General features: G+C 71.5%; 21 protein-coding genes. 3 read left to right on the forward strand and 18 right to left on the reverse strand.

Going from position 1 to position 21,933, the window contains the following annotated elements:
• Window positions 1–77: 77 nt before the first annotated feature.
• From Q5425_RS37245 to Q5425_RS37270, 6 genes are all read right to left on the reverse strand, one after another.
• Window positions 78–1,382, reverse strand: coding sequence for a DNA polymerase IV (locus Q5425_RS37245; RefSeq protein WP_308677094.1), 1,305 nt, complete (start codon window positions 1,380–1,382; stop codon window positions 78–80).
• A 1-nt stretch (window position 1,383) separates the two neighbouring features.
• On the reverse strand, window positions 1,384–1,695 hold the full coding sequence (locus tag Q5425_RS37250) for a transcriptional regulator (RefSeq protein WP_308677095.1): 312 nt from the start codon (window positions 1,693–1,695) through the stop codon (window positions 1,384–1,386).
• Entirely contained in the window at window positions 1,692–2,312 is a 621-nt protein-coding gene (locus tag Q5425_RS37255) for a hypothetical protein (RefSeq protein ID WP_308677274.1), read from the reverse strand. The genes Q5425_RS37250 and Q5425_RS37255 overlap by 4 nt, the downstream gene beginning before the upstream one ends.
• 55 nt (window positions 2,313–2,367) lie before the next feature.
• Complete coding sequence (locus Q5425_RS37260) at window positions 2,368–3,099, reverse strand: ABC transporter permease (protein WP_308677096.1); 732 nt, start codon at window positions 3,097–3,099, stop codon at window positions 2,368–2,370.
• Window positions 3,096–3,995: an ABC transporter ATP-binding protein gene (locus Q5425_RS37265; protein ID WP_308677097.1), complete on the reverse strand. Its 900-nt coding sequence runs from the start codon at window positions 3,993–3,995 to the stop codon at window positions 3,096–3,098. The genes Q5425_RS37260 and Q5425_RS37265 overlap by 4 nt, the downstream gene beginning before the upstream one ends.
• A gap of 157 nt (window positions 3,996–4,152) precedes the next feature.
• On the reverse strand, window positions 4,153–5,724 hold the full coding sequence (locus Q5425_RS37270) for an alpha/beta hydrolase (RefSeq protein WP_308677098.1): 1,572 nt from the start codon (window positions 5,722–5,724) through the stop codon (window positions 4,153–4,155).
• Between the two features lie 275 nt (window positions 5,725–5,999).
• Here Q5425_RS37270 and Q5425_RS37275 point away from each other — a divergent pair, with 275 nt between their 5' ends.
• Entirely contained in the window at window positions 6,000–7,172 is a 1,173-nt protein-coding gene (locus Q5425_RS37275; RefSeq protein WP_396135345.1) for a macrolide family glycosyltransferase, read from the forward strand.
• Between the two features lie 43 nt (window positions 7,173–7,215).
• On the opposite strand, the gene Q5425_RS37280 is transcribed toward Q5425_RS37275, so the two are convergent.
• Genes Q5425_RS37280 through Q5425_RS37300 form a run of 5 tightly spaced genes read right to left on the reverse strand, consistent with a single transcriptional unit; the run spans window position 7,216 to window position 11,943 of the window.
• Window positions 7,216–7,602 carry an effector-associated constant component EACC1 gene (locus Q5425_RS37280; RefSeq protein WP_308677100.1) on the reverse strand — a complete coding sequence of 129 codons (387 nt, stop codon included), beginning with the start codon at window positions 7,600–7,602 and terminating at the stop codon, window positions 7,216–7,218.
• 53 nt (window positions 7,603–7,655) lie between these two features.
• On the reverse strand, window positions 7,656–9,374 hold the full coding sequence (locus Q5425_RS37285; RefSeq protein WP_308677101.1) for an aminotransferase class V-fold PLP-dependent enzyme: 1,719 nt from the start codon (window positions 9,372–9,374) through the stop codon (window positions 7,656–7,658).
• On the reverse strand, window positions 9,371–10,138 hold the full coding sequence (locus Q5425_RS37290) for an amino acid ABC transporter ATP-binding protein (protein WP_308677102.1): 768 nt from the start codon (window positions 10,136–10,138) through the stop codon (window positions 9,371–9,373). The genes Q5425_RS37285 and Q5425_RS37290 overlap by 4 nt, the downstream gene beginning before the upstream one ends.
• Window positions 10,131–11,009, reverse strand: coding sequence for an amino acid ABC transporter permease (locus Q5425_RS37295; protein WP_308677103.1), 879 nt, complete (start codon window positions 11,007–11,009; stop codon window positions 10,131–10,133). Before Q5425_RS37295 ends, Q5425_RS37290 begins: the two co-directional genes overlap by 8 nt.
• A complete protein-coding gene (locus tag Q5425_RS37300; RefSeq protein ID WP_308677104.1) occupies window positions 10,996–11,943 on the reverse strand; it encodes an ABC transporter substrate-binding protein in 948 nt (315 codons plus the stop codon). Before Q5425_RS37300 ends, Q5425_RS37295 begins: the two co-directional genes overlap by 14 nt.
• 97 nt (window positions 11,944–12,040) lie before the next feature.
• On the opposite strand from Q5425_RS37300, the gene Q5425_RS37305 reads away from it, so the two are divergent.
• Window positions 12,041–13,024 carry a Gfo/Idh/MocA family oxidoreductase gene (locus Q5425_RS37305; RefSeq protein WP_308677105.1) on the forward strand — a complete coding sequence of 328 codons (984 nt, stop codon included), beginning with the start codon at window positions 12,041–12,043 and terminating at the stop codon, window positions 13,022–13,024.
• Here Q5425_RS37305 and Q5425_RS37310 read toward each other — a convergent pair.
• Both Q5425_RS37310 and Q5425_RS37315 read right to left on the reverse strand, forming a co-directional pair.
• Window positions 12,985–13,566, reverse strand: coding sequence for an NADAR family protein (locus Q5425_RS37310; protein WP_308677106.1), 582 nt, complete (start codon window positions 13,564–13,566; stop codon window positions 12,985–12,987). The two genes, Q5425_RS37305 and Q5425_RS37310, sit on opposite strands and share 40 nt — an antisense overlap.
• A gap of 69 nt (window positions 13,567–13,635) precedes the next feature.
• Window positions 13,636–14,841: a glycosyl hydrolase family 8 gene (locus tag Q5425_RS37315; protein ID WP_308677107.1), complete on the reverse strand. Its 1,206-nt coding sequence runs from the start codon at window positions 14,839–14,841 to the stop codon at window positions 13,636–13,638.
• A gap of 156 nt (window positions 14,842–14,997) precedes the next feature.
• Between Q5425_RS37315 and Q5425_RS37320 the strand changes: the two genes are divergently transcribed.
• Entirely contained in the window at window positions 14,998–15,399 is a 402-nt protein-coding gene (locus Q5425_RS37320) for a PPOX class F420-dependent oxidoreductase (protein ID WP_308677108.1), read from the forward strand.
• Window positions 15,400–15,442: 43 nt separating this feature from the next.
• On the opposite strand, the gene Q5425_RS37325 is transcribed toward Q5425_RS37320, so the two are convergent.
• From Q5425_RS37325 to Q5425_RS37345, 5 genes are all read right to left on the reverse strand, one after another.
• Window positions 15,443–15,985, reverse strand: a complete 543-nt coding sequence (locus Q5425_RS37325) for a TetR/AcrR family transcriptional regulator (protein ID WP_308677109.1) — start codon at window positions 15,983–15,985, stop codon at window positions 15,443–15,445.
• Entirely contained in the window at window positions 15,985–17,517 is a 1,533-nt protein-coding gene (locus Q5425_RS37330; RefSeq protein ID WP_308677110.1) for a long-chain fatty acid--CoA ligase, read from the reverse strand. Before Q5425_RS37330 ends, Q5425_RS37325 begins: the two co-directional genes overlap by 1 nt.
• A 121-nt stretch (window positions 17,518–17,638) precedes the next feature.
• The gene (locus Q5425_RS37335) at window positions 17,639–18,841 is read right to left on the reverse strand and encodes a GTPase (protein WP_308677111.1); all 1,203 of its coding nucleotides are present in this window, start codon (window positions 18,839–18,841) and stop codon (window positions 17,639–17,641) included.
• Window positions 18,838–20,619, reverse strand: coding sequence for an isoniazid inducible protein IniA (locus Q5425_RS37340; RefSeq protein ID WP_308677112.1), 1,782 nt, complete (start codon window positions 20,617–20,619; stop codon window positions 18,838–18,840). The genes Q5425_RS37335 and Q5425_RS37340 overlap by 4 nt, the downstream gene beginning before the upstream one ends.
• A 101-nt stretch (window positions 20,620–20,720) precedes the next feature.
• On the reverse strand, window positions 20,721–21,707 hold the full coding sequence (locus Q5425_RS37345; RefSeq protein ID WP_308677113.1) for an IniB N-terminal domain-containing protein: 987 nt from the start codon (window positions 21,705–21,707) through the stop codon (window positions 20,721–20,723).
• Window positions 21,708–21,933: the final 226 nt, after the last annotated feature.

Raw genomic sequence — 21,933 nt, forward strand, 5'->3', positions numbered from 1 at the left:
GACCCACGCCGTGGTCATGAGGTGCGCAGCGGCGAGTGCAAGAACTGGTTAGAACCCGCCTTACCACTCACGACCGGTCAGCGCAGGCAGTCGGCGGGGTCGCCGCGGCGGAGGGCCGGGTCGGTTTGGGGGAACGTCCGGGCGGTGCCGGGGCCGGAGGAGCGGTGCTCGAAGCGGACCGTCACCCGGCCGTGGCCCGCGCCCTGGACCCAGCCCGTGCCGAACTCCTCGTGGACGACGTCGTCGCCTTGGCGCCACTCCGAAGGCGCCGCGGGCGCCGGCGCCGGTGCGGAAGACACCACCGTGGGCGCCGAAGGGGCGGCCAAGGTGAACAGCACGTCCTGGTGCGGCACCGAAAGGCCGCTGTAGGCGACCCCGGCCAGCCGGATGCCGCCGAACTCCGCCGGGTCGAGCAGCAGCCGCTCCGCCGTGGCCGACAGCTCGGCCAGGTCGTCCGTGGGCGCCGAGATCGTCTCGGAGCGGGTCACCGTGTGCATGTCCGTGTGCCGCAGCTTGATCACCACCGTCCGCGCCACGCGACCGGCCTTGACCAGCCGCTGGTGCGCGCCCACCGCGATCCGGCGGACCTCCGCCTTCAGCGCCGGCAGGTCCTTGATGTCGGTGTCGAACGTCGTCTCGGCGCTGACCTGCTTGGTTTCCGCGCGGCCCGCCACCGGGCGGTCGTCGGCGCCGGTCGCGAGCCGGCGCAGGTCGCGGCCGACCACGCCGCCCAGCGTGGCGACGGCGTCCGGTTCGGACAGGGCCGCCAGCTGACCGAGCGTCTGGACGCCGATGAACCGCAGCTTCCCCTCGGCGACCGGGCCGATCCCCCACAGCGCGCGCACCGGCAGCGGTGCGAGGAACTCCCGTTCGGTGCCCTGCGGCACCACCAGGAGCCCGTCCGGTTTGGCCTCCTCGGAGGCGATCTTCGCGATCTGCTTGCCGTTGCCCGCCCCGATCGACGCCACCAGCCCGGTTACGGACCGGATCCGCGCTCGCAGCGACGCGCAGAACTCCGTCACCTCTTCCAGCGAAGCACCGACCAGCGCAGGCGGCTCGGCGAAGGCTTCGTCGAGCGAGATCTTCTCCAGCACCGGCGCGACCTCGGTGACGACCGCGAACACCTCCTGGCTGAGCCGCTCGTACACGCGGAAGCGCGGGGGCACGATCACGCCGTTCGCCGGCAGCAGCCGCCGGGCCTGGGACATCGGCATCGCCGAGCGGATGCCGAACACGCGCGACTCGTAGCTCGCGCCGGCGACGACGCCGCGGGGCCCGGTGCCGCCGACGAGCACGGGCCGCCCGGCCAGCGTCGGACGGGTGAGCTGCTCGGCCGACGCGTAGAAGGCGTCCAGGTCGAGGTGGATCACCCAGCGGCCCACGTCAGTCCCCGCCGGTGACGTCCAGCAGCTGGTGGAGCGCCTTGGTGTAGCTCTCGAACGCCGCGCGGCCGCGGGCGGTCAGCCGGACCAGGGTGACCGGCGTGCGGTGCTCGTAGGCCTTGGTGATCTCGACGTACTCGGCGTCCTCGAGCTTGCGCAGGTGCGTCGAGAGGTTGCCGGCCGTCATGTCGAGCAGCTGCTGCAGCCGCGGGAAGGTGATCTGGTCACCGGCGCGCAGCCCGGCGAGCGCGACCGTCACCCGCAGCCGTGCCTGGGCGTGGATGACCGGGTCGAGCTGCGGCAGTTCGCTCATCGGCCGGTCTTCTCGCGGACGAAGTAGACGATCGAAGCGAGCAGGAACCCGCCACCGCCGCAGACGGCCAGCACCAGGAAGTTGGCCGGGAACCCGACCAGCACGCTGAGCCCGGCGGAAACGATCATCCACGCGCCGAGGCCGTACATCAGCTTGTCCTGCCACACCATGCCGCCCGCGAGGTAGAGCACGCCGGTGAGCAGCAGCCACGAGCTCGACCACAGCAGTGACACCTGGTCGGAGGTGAGCGAGCCGAACTGCGTGATCCGGATGTCGATCACGCTCAATCCGATGGACGCGAGAGCCCAGCTGTAGCCGTACATCGCGCCGACGGTCCGCGACGGACCGCGGATGCCCCGCCCGGCCCGGGCGCCGACGTAACCGGTGTAGGCGATGGCGGCGGCGAACAGCACGGCGACGAGCACCCCGCCGACCCAGCCGGGGATCGCGACCCCCGGCTGCACCGCCACGTAGGTGAACCCCCAGCCGACGATCCAGGCGACGGCCCACGCGCCGAGCATCCGCGCGGGGCCTCCGCCCAGTTCCCGGCGGGTCCGCCGGTTCTGCTGGGCGATCAGGTTCAACGACTCCTCGGCCGACATCGGCTCGTCTTCCACCTGATCCACCCCTCTCCCGTGCAACTCCCTCAACCGCACGGAAGCTAACACGCACTCACAGCCGCGCCGTGTCCAGCCGGAACCGGCGCACCACGATCAGGGCGGGGACGACCAGCCAGCCCAGCAGCACGAGCACCGCGAACCCCGTGCCCCCGGCGTGGGCCAGCGGCTCCAGGCCGACACGCCCGAGCCAGTAGGTCGGGAAGAAGTGCGCCAGCGCCGCCATCCACTCCGGGAGGACGTAGAGCGGGATCCACAGGCCGCCGAGCATGCCCAGCGGCATCATCAGCGCGCCGGTCACCGCGCCGACGGTGTCGCCCTTGCCGAACAGCCCGATGGCGAGGCCCAGGACGGCGAACGGGAGCACGCCGAGCCACAGTGACACCAGCACCAGGCCCCACTGCGCGGCGGTCATCTCGACCCCCATCACCAGCCCGGCGAGGAAGAGCACCACGAGGACCGGCAGCGCCACGGCCATCGCCGAGAGCACCTTAACGACCAGGTAGCCGGGGCCGCGCATCGGCGTGAGCCGCAGCTGCCGCTGCCAGCCGTCGGTGCGTTCCTGCGCCACCCGGGTGCCGGTGAACAGGGCGCCGCCGCTCGCGCCGTACGCGGCCAGGTTGATCATGGTCTGGACGTTCGAAGCCAGCCCGTTCGGCGCCACGAGCTTGCCGAAGATCGATCCGAACAGCAGGAACATGGCCAGCGGCATGCCGATGGTGAAGATCGTGAACTGCGGGCTCCGGACGATCCGCTTGATCTCCAGGCTCAGGTACGTCGTGTTCACGCGGCGGCCTCCTCGGCGGTCAGCGCCAGGAAGGCCTCTTCGAGGCCGAGCGCGGTGATTTCGATGTCGGAAGCATCGGTGTGCGCCGCGAGCAGGGCGCGGATGGCGGCGTCGGAGTCGGCGCAGGCCAGTTCGGCCCGGCCGCCGCGCAGCTGCGCGCTCGTGACGCCGGGGAGCGAGGCGAGCCCGGCTTCGGTCGCGCCGGGCACGACGGCCTTGAGCACCCGCCCGGACACCGCGGCCCGGACCTCGGCGACCGGGCCGTCGGCGACGACGGCGCCGTGGCGCATCAGCACCACGCGGTCGGCGTAGTCCTCGGCCTCGGCGAGGTAGTGCGTCGCGAACAGCACGGTCCGGCCGGTCGCGGCGAACTCGCGGATCGCCGCCCAGAACGCCCGCCTGCCGTCGACGTCCATCGCGGCCGTGGGCTCGTCGAGCACGAGCAGCTGCGGGTCGCCGGCCAGGGCGAGCGCGAACCGGACGCGCTGGCGCTCCCCGCCGGAAAGCTTGCCGCAGCGGCGGTTCACGAGGTGTTCCAGGCCCGCCCGGGCGATCACCTCTTCGGCGGGCAGCGGCTTCTGGTGCGTCGAGACGATCAGGCCGACGATCTCGCCGACCGTGACGTCCGGCAGCAGCGCGCCGTTCTGCATCATCGCGCCGACGAGTCCCCGGTCGACGGCTTCGCGCGGGCTGCCACCCGCGACGGTGACCGCCCCCTCGTCCGGCTTGGTCAGCCCCAGCAGCATGTCGACGGTGGTCGACTTGCCCGCGCCGTTCGGCCCGAGCAGCGCGACGACCTCGCCCCGGGCGACCTCGACGGACACGCCGCCGACCGCGGTGACCCGGCCGAACCGTTTGGTGAGGCCGTGGAGTGCGAACGCCGGTCCCCCAGTCATGGCGTCCTCCTTTCGCTCGTGGACTTTGCAGCGCAAAGTCGCTGCGCACTTTGTAACACAAAGTCCGCGTGCTTTCAAAGCTCACGGCGCCTAAAAGTCAGAAAAACGGGGTGCCGGGCAGTGTGCCCGGCACCCCGTTTCTCAGGGTTTCCGCAGGTCAGCCGGTGAACCGCCCGGCGAGCAGGCCCTGCGTCGCCGCGACGTCCGCCTTGGCGGCCGTCGGCACCGGCGGCGTCGGCTGCGGCAGCGGGGCGCACTCGACGTCGGCCGTGCGGCCCGGCTTGCGGGCCGGGAGCGCCCCCGTCGCCAGGTAGTCGGCGATCTTGGTGTCGACGCACGCGTTGCCGCGCGGGGTGATCGCGTGGCTGGTCCCGCCCGGCTCCGCGATCAGCGAAGCACCCGGGAACCGGCTGCGGACCTCGAGGCTGCCCTCGTACGGCGTCGCCGCGTCGAGGGTCTCGTCGATCATCAGCACGCTTTGGACACCGCGCCCGTCGATCTTGGTGGGCTTGCCGGCTTTGGCGGGCCAGAACAGGCAGGGCGCGTTGAACCAGGCGTTCTGCCAGGTGAAGTACGGCGCCTGGGCGAAGGTCCGCCAGTTGTCGCGCTTCCACTGGTTCCAGCTCTGCGGCCACTGGACGTCGGTGCACTGCACGGCGAGGTACACCGCGTAGCCGTTGTCGTCGCCGCGGCCGCCGAAGGCCTCGAAGAGCGTCTTCCAGTTCTGCCAGTCACCCTGGTTCACGAACCGGGACAGCGCGTCGCCCAGCAGCGTCCACCGCAGCTGGTAGTAGCTCGCCTGCTGGATCACGTCGAGGATCTCGTCCGGCCCGATCACCCCGCCGGCCGGGTTGAAGGACGTCTTCAGCAGCTGCTCGTTGACGACCCGCTGCACGGCGGACCGGGTCTTGCCGAGGTGGTAGACGTCGTCGTGCTGGGCGAGCCAGCCGAACCAGATGAGGATGTTCTTGTCGAAGGCGACGTCCTGGTTCAGGTTGTCGCCGTACCAGACCCCACGCGGGTCGACCGTCGAGTCGAGCACCATCCGCCGGACGTTCTGCGGGTACAGCGAGCCGTACACCTGGCCGAGGTAGGTGCCGTAGGAGTAGCCGTAGAAGTTCAGCTGCCGCTGCCCGAGCGCCTGCCGGATGGAGTCCATGTCCTGGACCGTGTCGGTCGTCTTCATGTTCTCCAGCAGCGCACGCGGGTTGTTCTTCGCGCAGGCTTCGGCGTACCCCTTGGACCGGTCGAGCCAGGTCCGCTCCAGCTGCGGGGTGAACGGCACGTACGCCGGCCGGTTGTAGTCCATGTAGTCCGGGTCGCACGACAGCGCCGGCTTGCTCGCGCCGACCCCGCGCGGGTCGAAGCCGATCCAGTCGTAGGCGTCGCCGGCGTGGTTGGGCACGCGCGGGCCGCGGGTGGCCAGCAGCAGGCCGGACCCGCCGGGGCCGCCCGGGTTCGTCAGCATGACGCCTTGGTACTGCGCGTCGGCGACCTTGTGCTTGACGCGGCTGACGGCGAGCTGGATCTGCTCCCCGGCCGGCCTGCGGTAGTCCAGCGGCACCCCGAGGTAGCCGCATTCGGCGCCGGCGGCGATCAGCGTGGGATCGGTGCACGGTCCCCAGGCGATCGACGCCGGTCCGGCGGGCGCGGCGGTCGCGACCGGCGCGACGACGAGCGCGGACGCCGTCGCGGCGGCGGCCACCGCGGCGATAACGGCACGTCTCACTGTTTTCTCCCTTTTCCCTGCGTCTTCGGGCGGGAAAACCCTAGACCCGGCGTGCGGCCGCCGGGACGGCAAACGGGTGGATGCGCGCGAATGCCCTACGAAAGGTGGAAATCGGGTGGCGCGGGCGTTCCGGGATCCCGTACGGTCGGGTTCATGATCTTCTACACCCGGCTCCGCCTCGTCTGAGACGGCGTGACCGCCGGACTCCCCGCCCACCGGGAGAGTCCCTTCATCTGCGCGCCGTCTGTTCTTTCTCCCCTTGAAGGAGCACCATGCTGCGCCAAAAACACATCGTCATGGTCGGCTGCACCGCGCCGAGCCACATCTACCCGTCCCTGGGCGTGCTCAGCGAGCTGGTCCGCCGCGGGCACCGGGTGTCCTACGTCGTCGGCGCACCGCTGGCCTCGCTGGTCGCGCCCACCGGCGCCACGGTCGTCGAGCACCCGACGACCTTCCCGCTCGGCGAGGCGGCGGTGTGGCCGGACGACCCGGCCGACGCCATGCGCGTCTTCCTCGACGAGGCGATCGCGATCCACCCGCTGCTGACGGCGCGGTTCGACGACGACCGGCCGGATCTCGTGCTGTACGACATCGGCGGGCTGGGTGCGCCGTTGCTCGCGAAGCGCTACGGCGTGCCCGCGGTGCAGCTGTCGCCGACGCTGGTGGCGTGGGAGGGCTACGACGAGGACATGGCCGAGGTGATGGCGCCGATCAAGGCGTCACCGTCCGGTGTGGACTACGCGGCCACGCTGTCGGGATGGCTGTCGTCCCACGGCGTTTCGGCCGACCCCTGGTACTGGCTCGGCCACCCGGAGCGGGTCCTGTCGCTGATCCCGCGCGCGATGCAGCCCCAGGCGGACCGGGTGGGTCCGCACGTGCGGTTCGTCGGGCCGTGCCTGGACCCGGCACGCCTGGGCGACCGGTCGTGGACGCCGCCCGCCTCGGGCCGCCGGGTGCTGCTGGTGTCGTTCGGCACGGCGTTCACCGACCAGCTCCCGGTCTACCGCGCTTGCGTCGAGGCGTTCGCCTCGGACTGGCACGTGGTGATTTCCCTGGGCAAACACGTCTCGCCGGAGGCCCTCGGAACGCTGCCGGACTCGGTGGAGGTCTTCGAGAGCGTGCCGCAGCTGGCCGTGCTGGAAGCGGCGTCGGCGTTCATCACGCACGCGGGGATGGGCGGGGCCACCGAAGCGTTGTGGTTCGGGGTCCCGACGGTCGCGATCCCGCAGGCGGCGGACCAGTTCGGCAACGCGGCCCAGCTGGAGGAGCTGGGCGTGGGACGGCATTTGCCTGCTTCGTCGGTGACGGTTTCCTCGCTGCGGGAGGCGGTCGAGCAGGTGTCCTCGTCGGCTTCGGTCGCGGCGCGGCTGGCCGAGCTGAAGACGGAGATCCACAGCCACGGCGGGGTTTCCTTCGCCGCGGATGCCGTGGAGTCCTCCTTGGAGTGATCAGCGCGGCGGCCGCCACCGGCTCGGTGGCGGCCGGCCGCGGCTAACCATGGCGCTGGACGAAGGCGTCGATCAGCTGCTGCCGCTCGGCCGACGTCGCCCGTTCCAGCTCGACGGTGTCGCCGTCGATCGTCACCTTGATCTTGTGCTTGCCCGCCTGGCGGCCCAGCCACTCGCGCAGCGTCTCGACGAGCCCGGGGAACACGCCGCCCGCCGCGCTGAAGGCCACCATCAGCGAGCCGACCGTCACCGGGTCGGCGGCCTTCGCGCCCGGGGGCAGGTCGCCGGCCGGGACGACGGCGAGCACGTCGACGTCCAGCTCGCCCAGCTCGGCGCGCAGCCGGCGGGCCAGGAGGTCGAGCTCTTCGGCGTCCGCCTCGTCGTCCGCTTCGAGCCGGACCAGGGCCCGCTGCGGGTCCGATTCGGTCATGCGCGCCATGGTCCGCCCGGAAGGCGCAGGTGACAAGGTCCGATCGGGCAGCGTCAGGCGCGGATCTCGTTGAGGTAGTTGTAGATCGTGTACCGGGTGACGTCGAGGCGCCCGGCCAGGTGGTCGACCGCGTCCTTGATGAGGAAATAACCGGCTTCGTCGAGTTCACGGACCACGGCGGCCTTGTGGCGCTTCTTCATCAGGTCCACCGGGATCCCCGCCTTCGCCACCGCCCGGTCGACCAGGAACCGTTGCAGGCTGTCGACGTCCGGTGGGAAAGTCTCCGGCTCGCCGTTGCCGCCCGGGGACGCGGCCTCCTCGACGCTGTTGACGCACAGGCAGCCCACCGCCACCCCGTCGGCGTCCCGCAGGAACAGCGTCGAGGAGCGGATCGGACGGCCGTCCGGGCCGTGCGTGCGGTAGTTCGTCAGGTCCTGGGTGGTGCCGCGGCGGACCAGGCCGAGCAGCAGGTCGGTCATCGGACCGCCGACGTTGCGGCCGGTGAGGTCACCGGCGATGGCGATGATCGAGTCCGGCAGCCGGCTCAGGTCGTGCAGCAGGACCTCGTTGCCCGGCCCGAGCATCGCCGCCAGTCCCGGGATGGCCGGCACCAGCGCGGTGAGCACGTCGTGCGTCGTCGCGCCCGCGGCCGGGACGACCAGGGGCTCCCGGGGTGCGGTCAACGTCTCCAGCGCGGAGCGCAGCAGGTCCGCGGCGGCCGCCGGCGTCGAGGCGTGCGGCGAGAGCCGGACGTGCTCGGGCCGCACGGTCGCGGCGATCCCGGCGTTGGCCAGCGCGGCGCCGACCTGCTCCGCGGGGTGGCCGGGCAGGGTGAACGCCAGGATCCCCGCCCGCCGCTCGGTCGCCGAGACGACTTCGGCGCCGCAGGAGGCCAGTACCTCTTCGAAGGAGGTCAGCCGCTCGGCGATCCGCGCCGCGATGGCGCCGACGCCGGCCTCCTCGACCAGCTCGAGGGCCTCGGCGAAGGCGCCGGAGGTGATCGGGCTGAGGTTCGAGATCGACCACGCCTGGGCGGTGTCGTCCGGCGGGTGGATCTCGTCGTCGAACAGGCCCGGGTCGCGGGCGCCGGTCCAGCCCGACAGCACGGGGTCCATCCGGTCGAGCGCGCGGTCCGACAGCACCGCGAAGCCGGTGCCCCAGCCCGCGCGCAGCCACTTCTGGCCGCCGACGACCAGGACGTCGGCGACCTCCCACGGCGCTTCGACCACGCCGAAGCCCTGGATGCCGTCGACGACCAGCAGCCGGTCGCCGACGACGTCGCGCAGCGCGGCCAGGTCGGCGCGGTAGCCGGTGCGGAAGTCGACGGCGCTGACGCTGACCGTCGTGATCTCCGGCGTCAACGCCTCCGCCACGCGCTCGGGGGTGACGTAACCGCCGGCCAGGCGACGCAGCTTGAGGCGCCCGGCCTGTTCGGCGCGCGCCCACGGGTAGGTGTTGGCGGGGAACTCCGCCGCCGACACGAGCACCTCGCCCGAGCTGTGGAACGCCGCTTGGAACAGGCCGAGGCTGGTGTGCGGCAGCAGCACGGTGTGGTCGGTGTCCGAGCCGGACAGCCGCGCCGCGGCGGCCTTGGCCCGGACCTCCTGCCGCATCAGCTCGTCCACTGTGGACGGACCGGCCGTGGTGGCCTGGTCGAGCAGGGCGGCCGTCGTGTCGAGCACCGCGTGCGACGGCGGGCCGAAGCGGGCGAAGTCGAGGTAACCGGCGGGCTCGTCGAACTGAAGCAGGTACCGGGGCGAAATCCGCGTCACGCGAGGATCCTCGCCAGGAACTGCCGGGTGCGTTCGTGCTTCGGCGCGCTCAGCACCTCCGACGGCGGCCCGGTCTCGACGACGGCGCCGTCGGCCAGGAACACCACCTCGTCGGCGGCCTCCGCGGCGAAGCTCATCTCGTGCGTCACGACGACCATCGTCATCCCCTCCCCCGCCAACGTACTCATGACTTCGAGCACCTCGCCGACCAGCTCCGGGTCCAGCGCCGACGTCGGCTCGTCGAACAGCATCAGCTTCGGTTTCATCGCCAGCGACCGGGCGATCGCGACGCGTTGCTGCTGCCCGCCGGACAGCTGCGCCGGGTAGGCGCCGGCCCGGTGCGCGAGCCCGACGCGGTCCAGCAGCTCCAACCCCTGCCTGCGCGCTTCGTCCGGCTTCACGCCCAGGACCCGGATCGGCCCCTCGACGACGTTCTCCAGCGCCGTCCGGTGTGCGAACAGGTTGAAGCGCTGGAAGACCATGCCGATGTCCCGGCGCTGGCGGGCGACGTCGCGTTCGCGCAGCTCGTACAGCTTCCCGCCGCGTTGCCGGAAGCCGATCGGCTCGCCGTCGACCCAAATCTGGCCGGCGTCGATGGTCTCCAGGTGGTTGATGCAGCGCAGGAACGTGCTTTTGCCGGCGCCGGACGGCCCGAGCAGGCAGACGACCTGTCCCTTGCGGACGTCCAGGTCGATGCCGCCGAGGACTTCGGTGTGGCCGTAGGACTTCCGGACGCCGACGGCACGCAGCAGCGGTTCAGACACGGGCACTCCTCACCAGCGGCACGCCGCGCAACGCCTTGCCGGCGCGGGAAAGCGGCCCGCGGTCGGCCTGCCCGAACGCGCGTTCCAGGTAGTGCTGGCCGACGCCGGCGACGGTCACCACGACCATGTACCAGACGGCCGCGGCCAACAGCGTCTCCATGACCAGCAGGTTGTTCGACGAGATGTTGTTGGCCGCGTGGATCAGCTCGGTCACGCCGATCACCGACGCCATCGACGTGCCCTTGAGCATGTTGATGAAGTCGTTGCCGGTCGGCGGGATGATCACACGCATGGCCTGCGGCAGCACGACCCGGCGCAGCGTCGCCGCCGGCGTCATGCCGATCGACTTGGCCGCCTCCGTCTGTCCGCTGTCGACGCTGTTCAGGCCGGCCCGGACGATCTCGGCCATGTACGCGCTTTCGTTGAGCGCCAGCCCGAGGAACGCGGCGGTGAACGCGCTGATCAGCACGTTCGTCTGCTCGTGGACGAGGAACGGGATGTCGATGACCGGGAAGACGAGCGCCAGGTTGTACCAGAGCAGGATCTGCAGCAGCACCGGCAGCCCGCGGAAGATCCAGATGTAGCCGGCGGCGAACCACCGGGCGACCGGGTTGGCGCTGCGCCGCAGCAGGGCGATGACGATGCCCAGCACGATCGCGACGGCCTGGGACAGCACGGCGAGCACCACCGTATTGAGCAGGCCGGTCGCCATCACCTTGTAGAAGACGAAGTCCGGGACCTGGTTCCACTCGATCTGCGCGTTGCCGAGGGCGATGCCGAGCAGCACGAGCAGCGCGACGATGATCGCGGCGGCGACCCAGCGGCCCCAGTGCCTCAGCCGGACGATCGGCAGCGGTTCAGGAGCCGCCATTGATCGCCGCCTCCTTGATCGCCCCCTGCTCGACACCCCAGGCCTGCAGGATCTTGCCGTAGGTGCCGTCGGTGATCAGGGCCTGCAGCGCCTTTCGCACGGAGTCCCGCAGCGGCGTGTTGGTCTTGTTGACGCCGATGCCGTACGGGCCGCCGTCGATCGGCTCCCCCGGGACGACCTCGAAGAACTTGCCCTCACCGGCGGTGCGGGAGATGTAGACGGCGCTGGGCAGGTCGTTGAGGATCGCCTGCACGCGGCCGGTGCGCAGCTGGTTCTGGTTCTGGTTGTCGCTGTCGGTCGCGGTGACGGTGACCGCGGGCTTGCCGGCCTGGGTGCACTTCGTGCTCTGCTCGGCGGCGAACTTCTGGTGGCTGGTGCCCTGCACGACGGCGACGTTCTTCCCGCACAGCGCGTCCGGGCCGGTGATGCCGTCGGGGTTGCCCTTTTTGATCATGATCGTGATGCCCGAGGTGAAGTAGTCGACGAAGTCGATCTGCGCCTGACGGGCCTTGGTGTCGTTCATGCCGGCCATGGTGAGGTCGATGCGGCCGGACTGGAGGCTGGTGATGAGCGAGCCGAACGCCATGTCCTGGTGGGTCACGGTGACGCCGAGCTTGGCGGCGATCGCCTTCGCGAGGTCGACCTCGTAGCCGATCGGGGTCTTGCCGTCGGCGGCGTAGAAGTTGTTGGGCGCGGACTGCAGGTTCGACGCCAGGTGCAGGCCCGCCTGCTTGACGTTCTCCGGCAGGGCCGCGTTGAGCTGGGCGTCCTTCTGCACGCCCTGGACGATCGCCGCGGTGTCCGGGATGCCGGACGCGGGCGCACCGGCGGCCTGCGACGTCCCGCCCGCGCCGTCCGGACCGCCTCCACAAGCCGTCACCAGCACGGCAACGCTCGCGAGCACCACCGCCTGCACGGTACGAGAACGGGACATAACGGACCTCCACTGTTCGGCTGGCCGGAACGCTACAACTCTGTGTTGAAGAGGTCAACTCGGTGTTGAAATCCTGTCCGGTGCTAGCTTCGCGGACATGAGCCTGCGGATCGGCATCCTGGGTGCGGCTCGCATCGCACCCGCGGCCCTGGTCAAGCCCGCTGCATCTGTTCCGTCGGTCTCGGTGGCCGCGGTCGCGGCACGGTCGGCCGAGCGCGCGCAAGCGTTTGCGACCAGGCACGGCGTGCCGCGGGTGCATTCGTCCTACGAGGCGCTCCTGGCGGATCCGGACATCGACGCCGTCTACAACCCGCTGCCGAACGGCCTGCACGGACGCTGGACGCGCGCGGCGCTGGCGGCGGGGAAGCACGTGTTGTGCGAGAAGCCGTTCACGGCGAACGCTGCCGAGGCGCGCGAGGTCGCCCGGGCGGCGGCGGCTTCGGATCGCGTGGTGATGGAGGCGTTCCACTACCGCTACCACCCGCTGGCGCTGCGGGTGGAGGAGATCGTGGCGTCGGGCGAGCTGGGCGCTTTGGAGCGCGTGGAGACGGCGTTGTGCTTCCCGCTGCCGAAGTTCTCGGACATCCGCTACGACTACGGCCTGGCGGGCGGGGCCACGATGGACGCGGGCTGCTACGCGGTCCACATGGCCCGGGTGTTCGGCGGCGAGACGCCTTCGGTCGTTTCGGCTTCCGCGAAGCTGCGTTCGCCCCGGGTCGACCGGGCGATGACGGCGGAGCTGCGGTTCCCGTCGGGCCACACCGGGCGGGTGGAGTGTTCGATGTGGTCGTCTTCGCTGCTGAAGATCAGCGCGAAGGTGGTGGGGTCCCGCGGGTCGCTGTCGGTGGTCAACCCGGTGGCCCCGCAGGCGTACCACCGGCTTTCGGTGCGGGTGGGCGACGCGCGCCGGACGGAGAAGTTCCCTCGCCGGGCCACGTACGCGTACCAGCTGGACGCCTTCGCGGCGGCAGTCCTGCGGGGTGAACCGGTGAAGACCTCGGCGGCCGACGCGGTCGAGACGATGACCGTGATCGACGAGATCTACCGGGCCGCGGGACTGCCGGTGCGCGAACCGAGCTGAGCCCGCACGTCCGCGAGGGCGAAGCCGAGCAAGTTGAGTCCCCGCCACGAGCGGGGCTTCCCGGCCCGCGGGTCGTCGGCCGCGAGGCCGATCCCCCAGACGCGGTCGACCGGGCTCGCCTCGACGAGCACGCGGCTTCCCGTCCCGGCCAGGTACCGCCCCAGTTCGGGATTCCTCCCGAACTTCGCGGCGTTCCCGTCGACCACGATGCCGTAGCGGTGCGCCACCCAGGTGGCCTCGTCGAAGCCCCGGACCCGGCGGCCGAAGTCCTTGGCCTGCTTCGGGTGCACCGCGGTGAGCACCTGCGCGGCCACTTCGTCGTCGCCGAAGAGCTTCGCCTTGCGCCACATCATGTAGTGCTCGGCCGTGGCGAAGCGGACGTCGTCGACCACGAACGGCGAGGGCCACCACTGGCTGAAGCAGCCCGCGCCCACTCCGCCGCCGCCGGGTGGCCGGTGTCCCCAGAAGTACACGTACTTGAACCGCCGTCCCGCGTCGAGGGCGCGGGTCAGCTCCTCGACACTGCGCGGGTGAGCGGTCATGCCGCCAGTCTCACCCACGAACCGGCCGTCCCACACCCGAAACAGCGTGCGAGGCGGCCGGCGTGCGAGCTAAGCGGCCACGTAATTGCCGCTCAGGATCAACAGCACCTGAACCGTGATGCCGGTTCCGTAGTAATCCGTCGCGTCCGGGGACCACGACGAGACCGCCGTCCACAGCTTGTCCAGCCACGCCTGGCTGCCCGGGTCCGCCATCGCCGCCACCGCGAACGGGGCCGTGAAGCACGGGTGCTGGCCGCTTTCGGTCTTCGAACCCGACAGCGAGTACCCGCTCTGGATCTTCGCCGGGTCGCCGCCCGTCGCGGACTTGATCCACGTGGTCATCTTGCGCACCTGCGAGACGGCCGCGCTGCCGGAGGAGGAGATCGCGTCCGCGCCGAGGCGCCACGGGTCGCGGCAGGCGTTCCAGCTGTACTTGCCGTCGTACGGGCCCTCGAGGAAGTCCGCCGGGGCCGGCTTGGGCGTCGAGTTCGTGTTGACCACGAAGTCCGGCAGCAGCCCGGTGTTCGGGGCGTACTGCGACTGCAGCTGGCTCACCGCCGTCTCCGAGCGGGTGCGGACCGAAGTCCAGAAGCTGTCACCGGTCGCCGCCGCGAACGCGCGCAGGTGGCCCGGCATCCAGTCCGACGAGCGCGAACTGTTGCGGTACTCCGCGTCGTTGCCCCAGTCGCCGAGCAGGGTGAACTTCGTGGTGCCGTTGACCTCGCTCTTCTTGATCGCGTTGATGATCCGGACGGCCTCGGCCTTGTAGTCGACCGAACCCGAGCTGCCCCACTTCTTGTCCGCGATCAGCAGGCCGTAGGCGATTTCGAGGTCGCCGTCGGTGGCGGAGTCGCTGCCGTTGACGCTCTTGCAGTTCGCGTCCTGCTCGGCCGCGTGCAGGTCCTTGTTGTTGACCGACGGGTGCGCCTTCACGAACTTCAGTATCCCGTCGACGATCGAGCGGGCCTGCGGGTCCTTGTCGGCCATCATCGCCGAGATCGTCATCCCGTACCCCTCGCCCTCGGCGACGAAGGAGTGGTCGGCGTCCTTGGACAGCACGGCGTAGGTGCCGGTGCCGCACTTGGTCGTCAGGAAGTTCTTCTTCCAGAAGTCGTAGTACTTCTGCAGCGCGGCATCCTGCGTGGCCTGCGAGACGGACGGCCGCAGCGTTCCCGGCACGTACGGTGTGCCGGCCGCGGACGCACCCGTGGGCACGCTCAGCAGCCCCGCGGCGAGCGCGGCCGAAACCACCACCGCCCGGACGACTCTCTTCATGGCTCCTCCGTAAAGACATCGTTGGCTGCGGCGAAGGTCATCCGAGCGTGGCAGAAGGTTCAAGACCGGGTCAAGAGTGTTAGGAAACTTTCCTTACTATTACCGTGAGTGGGTCCCGCACCGGCCCGCGCACCCGGACGGACTAGCGTGGACGGCATGACGATCGACCTCGACGGCCGCGGGCCGGACTTCCGCGCGTTCTGGACCGAGCGCCACCTGGCCACGCTGACCACGGTCCGCCCGGACGGCACCCCGCACGTCGTCGCGGTCGGCGTCACCGTCGACTTCGACGCCGGACTCGCCCGCGTGATCACCTTCGCCCCCTCGGTGAAGGCCCGGCTCGTGCGCGCGGCGGGCGCGGAGGGGATCCCCGTCGCGGTCTGTCAGCTGGACGGCCCGCGGTGGTCCACTTTGGAGGGACGTGCGGTGCTGCGCGACGACCCGGAATCGGTGCGGGACGCCGAAAACCGGTACGCCGCCCGCTACCGGCAGCCCAAGCCGAACCCGCAGCGGGTCGTCATCGAAATCACCGTGACCCGGGTGCTCGGCAACGCCTGACCCGCTCGTGAGTGGTAAGGCGGGTTCTAACCCGCCTTACCACTCACGAGCCGCGGGAGTGCACCAGGCGCGTGTACTCCGCCAGCAGTGCCGTCAGCTCGCCGTGCTCCCCCGCCGACGCCAGCTGCTGGTGCCCGACCAGCAGCGCCATCCCGAACGAGGTCAGCGTCCGGGCCAGCGCGCGGTCGCCGACGATGCCCGCGACCGCCTTGCCGACCGTCCGCAGCCGGGCGTCGTCGACGCGCTGCTGGGCCGCGCGCACGGTTTCGTCGTTCCTCGCCCACGCGCGGATGGCGGCCTCGGCCTCATGGGGCAGCCCGAGCGTCAGGTCCATCAGCGCGGCGAAGTCCGCCGCCGGCCCGCCGGTGCCGAAGCTGCGCTCGCGCAGGATCAGCACCTGGCGGTTCTCCCAGTGGTCCAGCAGCTGCGCGACGAACCCCGGCCAGCCGCCGAAGTGGTGGTAGAACGAACCGCTCGTGACGCCGAGCCCGCGGCACAGCGCGCCGACGTTCAGCTCGGTGAACCCGTGCTTCGCCAGCACGTCCAGCGCGGCCTCGAAGTACGCCCGCCGCGTCACCGCGGGCATCAGACGTTCCGGTCCCGGTCCCGCCAGTAGGGCTCGCGCAGCGAACGCTTGAGGATCTTGCCGGTCGCGTTGCGCGGCAGGGCGTCCACGACGTCGACGCTGCGCGGGCACTTGTAGTGGGCCAGCCGCTCGCGGCAGAACTCGACGATCTTTCCGGCGTCGAGCTGGTCGCCCGCGACGACGGCCTTGACCTGTTCGCCCCACTTGTCGTCCGGGATGCCGATCACGGCCACCTCGGCGACGCCGGGGAACTCCGCCACCACGCGCTCGACCTCCGGCGAGTAGACGTTCTCGCCGCCGGTGATGATCATGTCCTTGACGCGGTCCTCGAGGAACAGGAACCCGCCGTCGTCGAGGCGCCCGACGTCGCCGGTGCGGACCCAGCCGTCCACGATGGTCTCCGCGGTGGCTTCGGGCTTGCCGAGGTAGCCCGCCATCCGCTGCTCGGTGCGCACCCACACCTCGCCGACCTCGGCGTCGTCGCCCGTGACCGGGTCGACGATCCGGATGTCCACTCCGGACAGTGCGGTGCCCGCCGAGGCGAGCCGTTCCGGGCGGGTGGGGTCCCGGTGCGCGTCCGGGTCCAGCGCGGTGACCGCGCCGGACAGCTCGGTCATGCCGTAGACCTGCGCGAACTTGACGTCCGGCCAGGCGGCGAGCACCGTGCGCAGCAGCGGGAGCGGCATCGGCGAAGCGCCGTAGCAGAGGTACTTGAGCCGGGAGAACGCCTTGAGCGCGGCTTCGCCGCCCTGCGCGATCCCGGCCACCACGGCGGGCACCAGGAAGGCGTGCGTGATCCCGGCCTGCAGCGCCGCGAACAGCGAAGCCGCGTCCGGCTCGCGGGTCAGGTAGGACGGTTCGCCGTAGAGGAACCCGGAAACCGCGTAACAGCTGCCACCGACGTGGAACAGCGGCATCGCGACCAGGTTGACGTCGCCCGGGCCGATCGGGAACGCGGTCCCGGCGGCGAGGCCGTGCGCGAGGACGCTGCGGTGGGTCAGCACCGCGCCCTTGGGGAAGCCGGTCGTGCCGCTGGTGTACATGACCAGCACGCCGTCATCGGCGTCGACATCGGTGCCGGCGTGCGGCGCGGCCGAGGTCAGGAAGGACTCGTACTCGTCGACGACCACCACGCGCTCGACGGCCGGCAGCCGGTCGCGGATCGTGTCGAGCACGGGGAGCAGTTCGGCGCCGGCGAACACGACTTTCGCGCCCGAGTCGTTGAGGACGTACGCCAGTTCGTCACCGGACAGCCGCCAGTTGACCACGGCGTTGGCCGCGCCGATCCCCGCCGCCGCGAACGTCGTTTCCAGGCAGGCGGGGTGGTTTTTGTCGAGGAACGCGACGCGGTCGCCCTTGCCGACCCCGGCGGCGGACAGCGCGCCCGAAAGCCGCCGGACGCGCTCGTCGAACTCCGCCCAGGACCACTGCCGGTCGCCGAAGATCAGCGCGGTGTCGCCGGGCCGTTCCCGCGCCCAGTGCGCGAGGAGCTCACCGAACAACCGGACGCGAGGGCGGACGTCTTCGGGCATCGGAGTGCTCCTCGGGCCGGCGTTGGACCATAGACCGGCCTATGGTGCGTCGCAGTCGCCCGGGGAGTCAACACCGGACAACGATGACCACGATGCCCGGATTGTCCGTCGTTTCCCGGCTTCAGGTGAACAGCGAGAGCAATCCCTCGGTCGAGCGCACCACCACGTGCGCCGCCGTCCGCTCGGCGTGCGGGCGGTCCGGGCGCTCGGCCTCGTGCCGCCAGCGCCGCAGCGCATCCAGGCCGGCCTCGTAAATCTCGTTCGGGTCGGCGTCCGGCTCCAGACCAAGACGGTCGGCCGGGGCCGTGCCCTGAGCGCCCAGCAACCGGACCGCTTCCTCGGCGGGCTCGCCGGACAGCGCCGTGCGGCCGCCGCGGATGTCGGCGATCAGGCGCAGCTCGCGGAAGTCGTGCGCGGCCGCGGCGAAGCGCTCGACCCGGGACACCAACCGGTCCCCGCCCGGGCGGGGCTGGGCCGCCAGCAACGCCTCCAGCCGGATGATCGCCGTCCGCGCCCGCAGCGCCTCGGCGCGGGCCACAAAACACCCGGCGAGGGTGTCCCGCAGCTCGCCCAAACCGCTGCGGCGCACCAGTTCCGCCGAGAGCTTGACGCGGTCGTCGCAGCCGGTGCGGATCAGCGTGAGCGCCAGCCGGACGCCGAACATCCCGAACCGCACCACCAGCGACCGCCGCGTCTCGACCGGGATCGGGCCGGGGAACGCCGGGTCGGTGAACGAATCCACCGACAGCACGTGCCGTTCCAGTTCCTCGCGCGGCACCGCGGCGAACGCCGCCAGCAGGTCGAACTCGTCGTCGCGCAACGACCGGCCGCCGTAGGCGAGCTGCCCGGCGACGGCGATCACGCCCAGGAACCCGGTGCACAGCGGGTCTTCCCGCCACGCGCGCCGCGCCAGCTGCTTCGCGGTGAGCAGCGCGTCGATCCGGCCGGCGCCGACCTCGTCCGCCCGCGAGAGCACCAGCACCGAGTTGACCGCGCTCTGCCGTGCGAACGCCGAGCCGCCCGGCGGGTGCGCCGCGGCGAGTTCGTCCGGCTCGAGGTGGCGGACCAGCCGGACCGTCGCGTCCGGGACGTCGTCGGCCGGGCCCGGGTCGTCGAGCAGCACGAGGTCGCGCAGCGCGCGCGTCGGCCATTCGCCCAGCGCGGCGGCGAGCGTCGTCTTGCCCGACGAAGGCGCCCCCGTGAACGCGACGCGCAGCGGCTGCTCCAGCCGGTTCAGGCAGTCGTGCAGCAACGCCGACGCCCGGGGGTCGTCCCGGTAGAGCCCGGCCGCGGCGTGCAGCAGGTCGCGGACGTCCTGGGTCACGCCGAGAGCTCCCGCCGTTGCTGCCGTCCGGCGATCGTGCCGAGCTCGCCCGCGCGCTGGTGCAGCCCGGCGAGCCGGTCGATCTCGCGGCGGATGTGCCCGGTGCGCCGTTCCCGCTCGGCGGTGCCGGCCAGGATCGTCTCCCGCTCGTGGGTCAGCTCGTCGGCGAGTTCTTCGGCCAGCCCGGTGAAGTGGTCGCGCAGCCGCCGCTGCACGAGCCGGATCGAATCGCGGCATTCCTTGCTGAACCGCAGGAAGACGTCGTCGACGTGCCGTTGCGCCGCCTGCTTGGCGACGGCCTGGCGCCGCTGCAGCCGCATCCCGCCCTCGTCCTTGATGGTCTTCGCGGCGAAGGCCGCGCCGGCCCCGATGGAGACCGGGTTGATCAGCGGCAGCCCGGCGAGGCTGGTGACCAGCCCGAACATCAGCACACCGCCGTACGACCCGCGCAGGCCGGTGAAGGCCTGCTGGCCCACCTTGAACTTCTCGATCTTCGGCCGGCCGACGTCGTCCAGGGTGTCCACGCCCGAGCCGTCGAGCCGCAGGTCGGGCAGCGCGCGGTCGTACTGGGCGCCGAAGCAGGCCGCGACCGCCTGCGCGATCCACTCCGCCCGGTCGGCCAGCCACGCGTAGTTCGTGTCGACGGCCTCGGCCAGCGCGTTGTCCAGCCACGGCGCGAAGTCGTCCCACACCTTCGCCGGGTCGCCCTCGTCGAAGGTCCGGTCGATGGTGTTGACGATCTTGCGGGTCCGCTCGCGCAGGTCGTACTCGGCGTCGGACAGCAGGTCGGTGATTTCGTCGGACAGCAGGTTCTGCCACCGGGTGTTCTGCCGCCGCAGGTCGTCGGCGCGGCGCTGGGCCCGTTGCAGCAGCGCGGCCTGGCCGAGCCCGGCGTCCTGCCCGGCTGCGTCGATGCGGTCGCGCAGCGACTCGACGAGTTCGGCGGCGGCGGCGCGGACGCCCACGGCGGCGAGCAGCGCGCGGGACTGCTCGGGCGGGCGCGCGGCCTGCTCGGCGATCCAGCCGAGCAGCTCCGGGAAACCCGAGCGGGCGTTGAGTTCCGCGTCACCGGTTCTCGCGGCGGCTTGGCGCACGACGGCCGAAACCGGCAGAACGGGCGCGTCGATGCCCGCCTCGCCGAGCATGGCGCGGTCGCGTTCGGCGACCGCGCGCCAGCCGGGACAGACGTCGATCTTGGTGAGCGCCAGCACGACGTGCGGGCACCAGGTGCGCACGTGCCGGGCGAGCGCGAGTTCGGCGGCGCTCAGCGGAGCGGTTGCGTCCGAGACGAGGATCACCGCGTCCGCTTCGGCGAGCAGGTCGAGCGCGGCCGCGGTGCGCGGCGACCGCGGGTCGCCGACGGGCGGGGTGTCGACCAGGACGAGCCCGGCCGAAAGCAGTTCCCGCGGCACGCCGACCTCGACGCGGCTGAGCGTGCCGGCGGGCCGGGCGCCGAGCTCGCCGGTGAGCCGTTCGACCGCGACGGGGATCCGTTCGCGGGACCGGCCGACCAGCGTCGCGGCGGGTTCGGCGGAGTAGGCGATTTCCGTGGGGACGGCGGGGGTCGCGGCGTCGCCGACCGCGCACACCGGCGCGTTCAGCACGGCGTTGAGCAGGTATCCCTTGCCCTGTTTGGGGAAGCCGAGCACGCCGAGCCGGGTCTGCCCGGCGGGGGCGTCCCGGCGTCTGCGCAGGCGCTCGGCGAGATCGGCGCGGCCGTGCGTGCGGCACGCGTCCAGTGTCTCGTTGAGCACTTCGAGCCAAGCCGGTGCGGTCACGATGGACGAGTGTCCCCGGTTCACTCCCCGTACGCACACCGGGTGCCCGTCCCGCGGCTGCACCCAGACCGCGGGACGGGCACCGGTGACCGGTTCGGGGATCAGTGCCCGAGGTGGATGTCGTTGTGGCCGAGGTCGCCGATGTGGATGTTGCCCAGCGCGTTGTGGCTGAGGTTGTCGGTGACGCCCGACACCACGTCGTGCACCGCGTCGACACCGTTGCTGCTGCCGATCTCGCCGACCACGTTGTGGTCGATCCCGGCCGCCCCGGTCACCGTGGTGACGGTGTTGTGGGTGATGTCGCCGACGCTGTTCTGGACCGCGCTGGTCAGGTCGCCACCCACGTGCTTGACGTCGAGGTCGCCGACGTTCTTCAGCGTGCCGGTGAAGTCGCCGATGTGGTTGGTGACGTCGGTGGCGCCGGTCACGGCGCCGGTGACGGCCCCGGTCAGGTCGCCGGCGTGGACCGGCGCGGCGACGTGGCCCGTGACGCCGGTGACGACGTCGCCGACCTGGCCGGCGATGTCGCCGCCCTCGACCGCGCCGGTGACGGCGCTGCCCAGGTTGCCGATCGCACCCGCGTCGATGCTCTGGGCCAGGTCTCCGCCCAGGCCGAGGGAGCCGGTGGCGTCGCCGGCGAGCGCGGTCACGCTCGCGACGCTGTTGGTGACGTCGGTGATGCTGGTCACGGAGTGGCCGAGACCGCCGACACCCGTCAGGCCCAGGTCGCCGACGACCGGCAGCTCGCCGGTGCCCAGGTCGCCGACACCCGGCAGGGCCGGGACGGCCGGCAGGCCGAGGCCCGCGGTGAGGGCGGTGAGCTGGTCGATCGCGCCCTGGATGCCCGTGGTGTCGGTGCCGACCGAGGTCAGGTTGCCCACGACGGGGAGGCTGCCCACGACCGGGAGGCTGTCGACCGGCACGTAGTCCAGCACCAGCGGGATGACCTCGTGCACGTCGGCGGCGCTGACGTCGCCGAGACCGGCGGCGGCGAGGCAGCCCTGCGGGTCCGTCCCGAAGGCCGCCAGCGCGGTCGGGTCGTTGAGCAGGTTCAGGGCGAAATCGTGCAAGGTCTGCACGGAGTCCATGGGGTATCTCCAGATCCGGTGGTTCGGGGGACGGCAGCGGCCGCAGGGACCGGTGCTCCGACATCAAGGTAGGGAGACCGTCCCCCAGCGCACATCGGGGATTACTCCGAGTCGAACTCCGGTCAGCCGATAGGGGATCGATATGTCATCGTTAGGGAGTTAGGGGCTCATCCGAGACGCGCTCAGTTGGGTTAAATCCCTCCAGACCCTTGCCTGACTAACCCGT

The organism is Amycolatopsis sp. A133, from assembly GCF_031082405.1.
Classification (GTDB): domain Bacteria; phylum Actinomycetota; class Actinomycetes; order Mycobacteriales; family Pseudonocardiaceae; genus Amycolatopsis.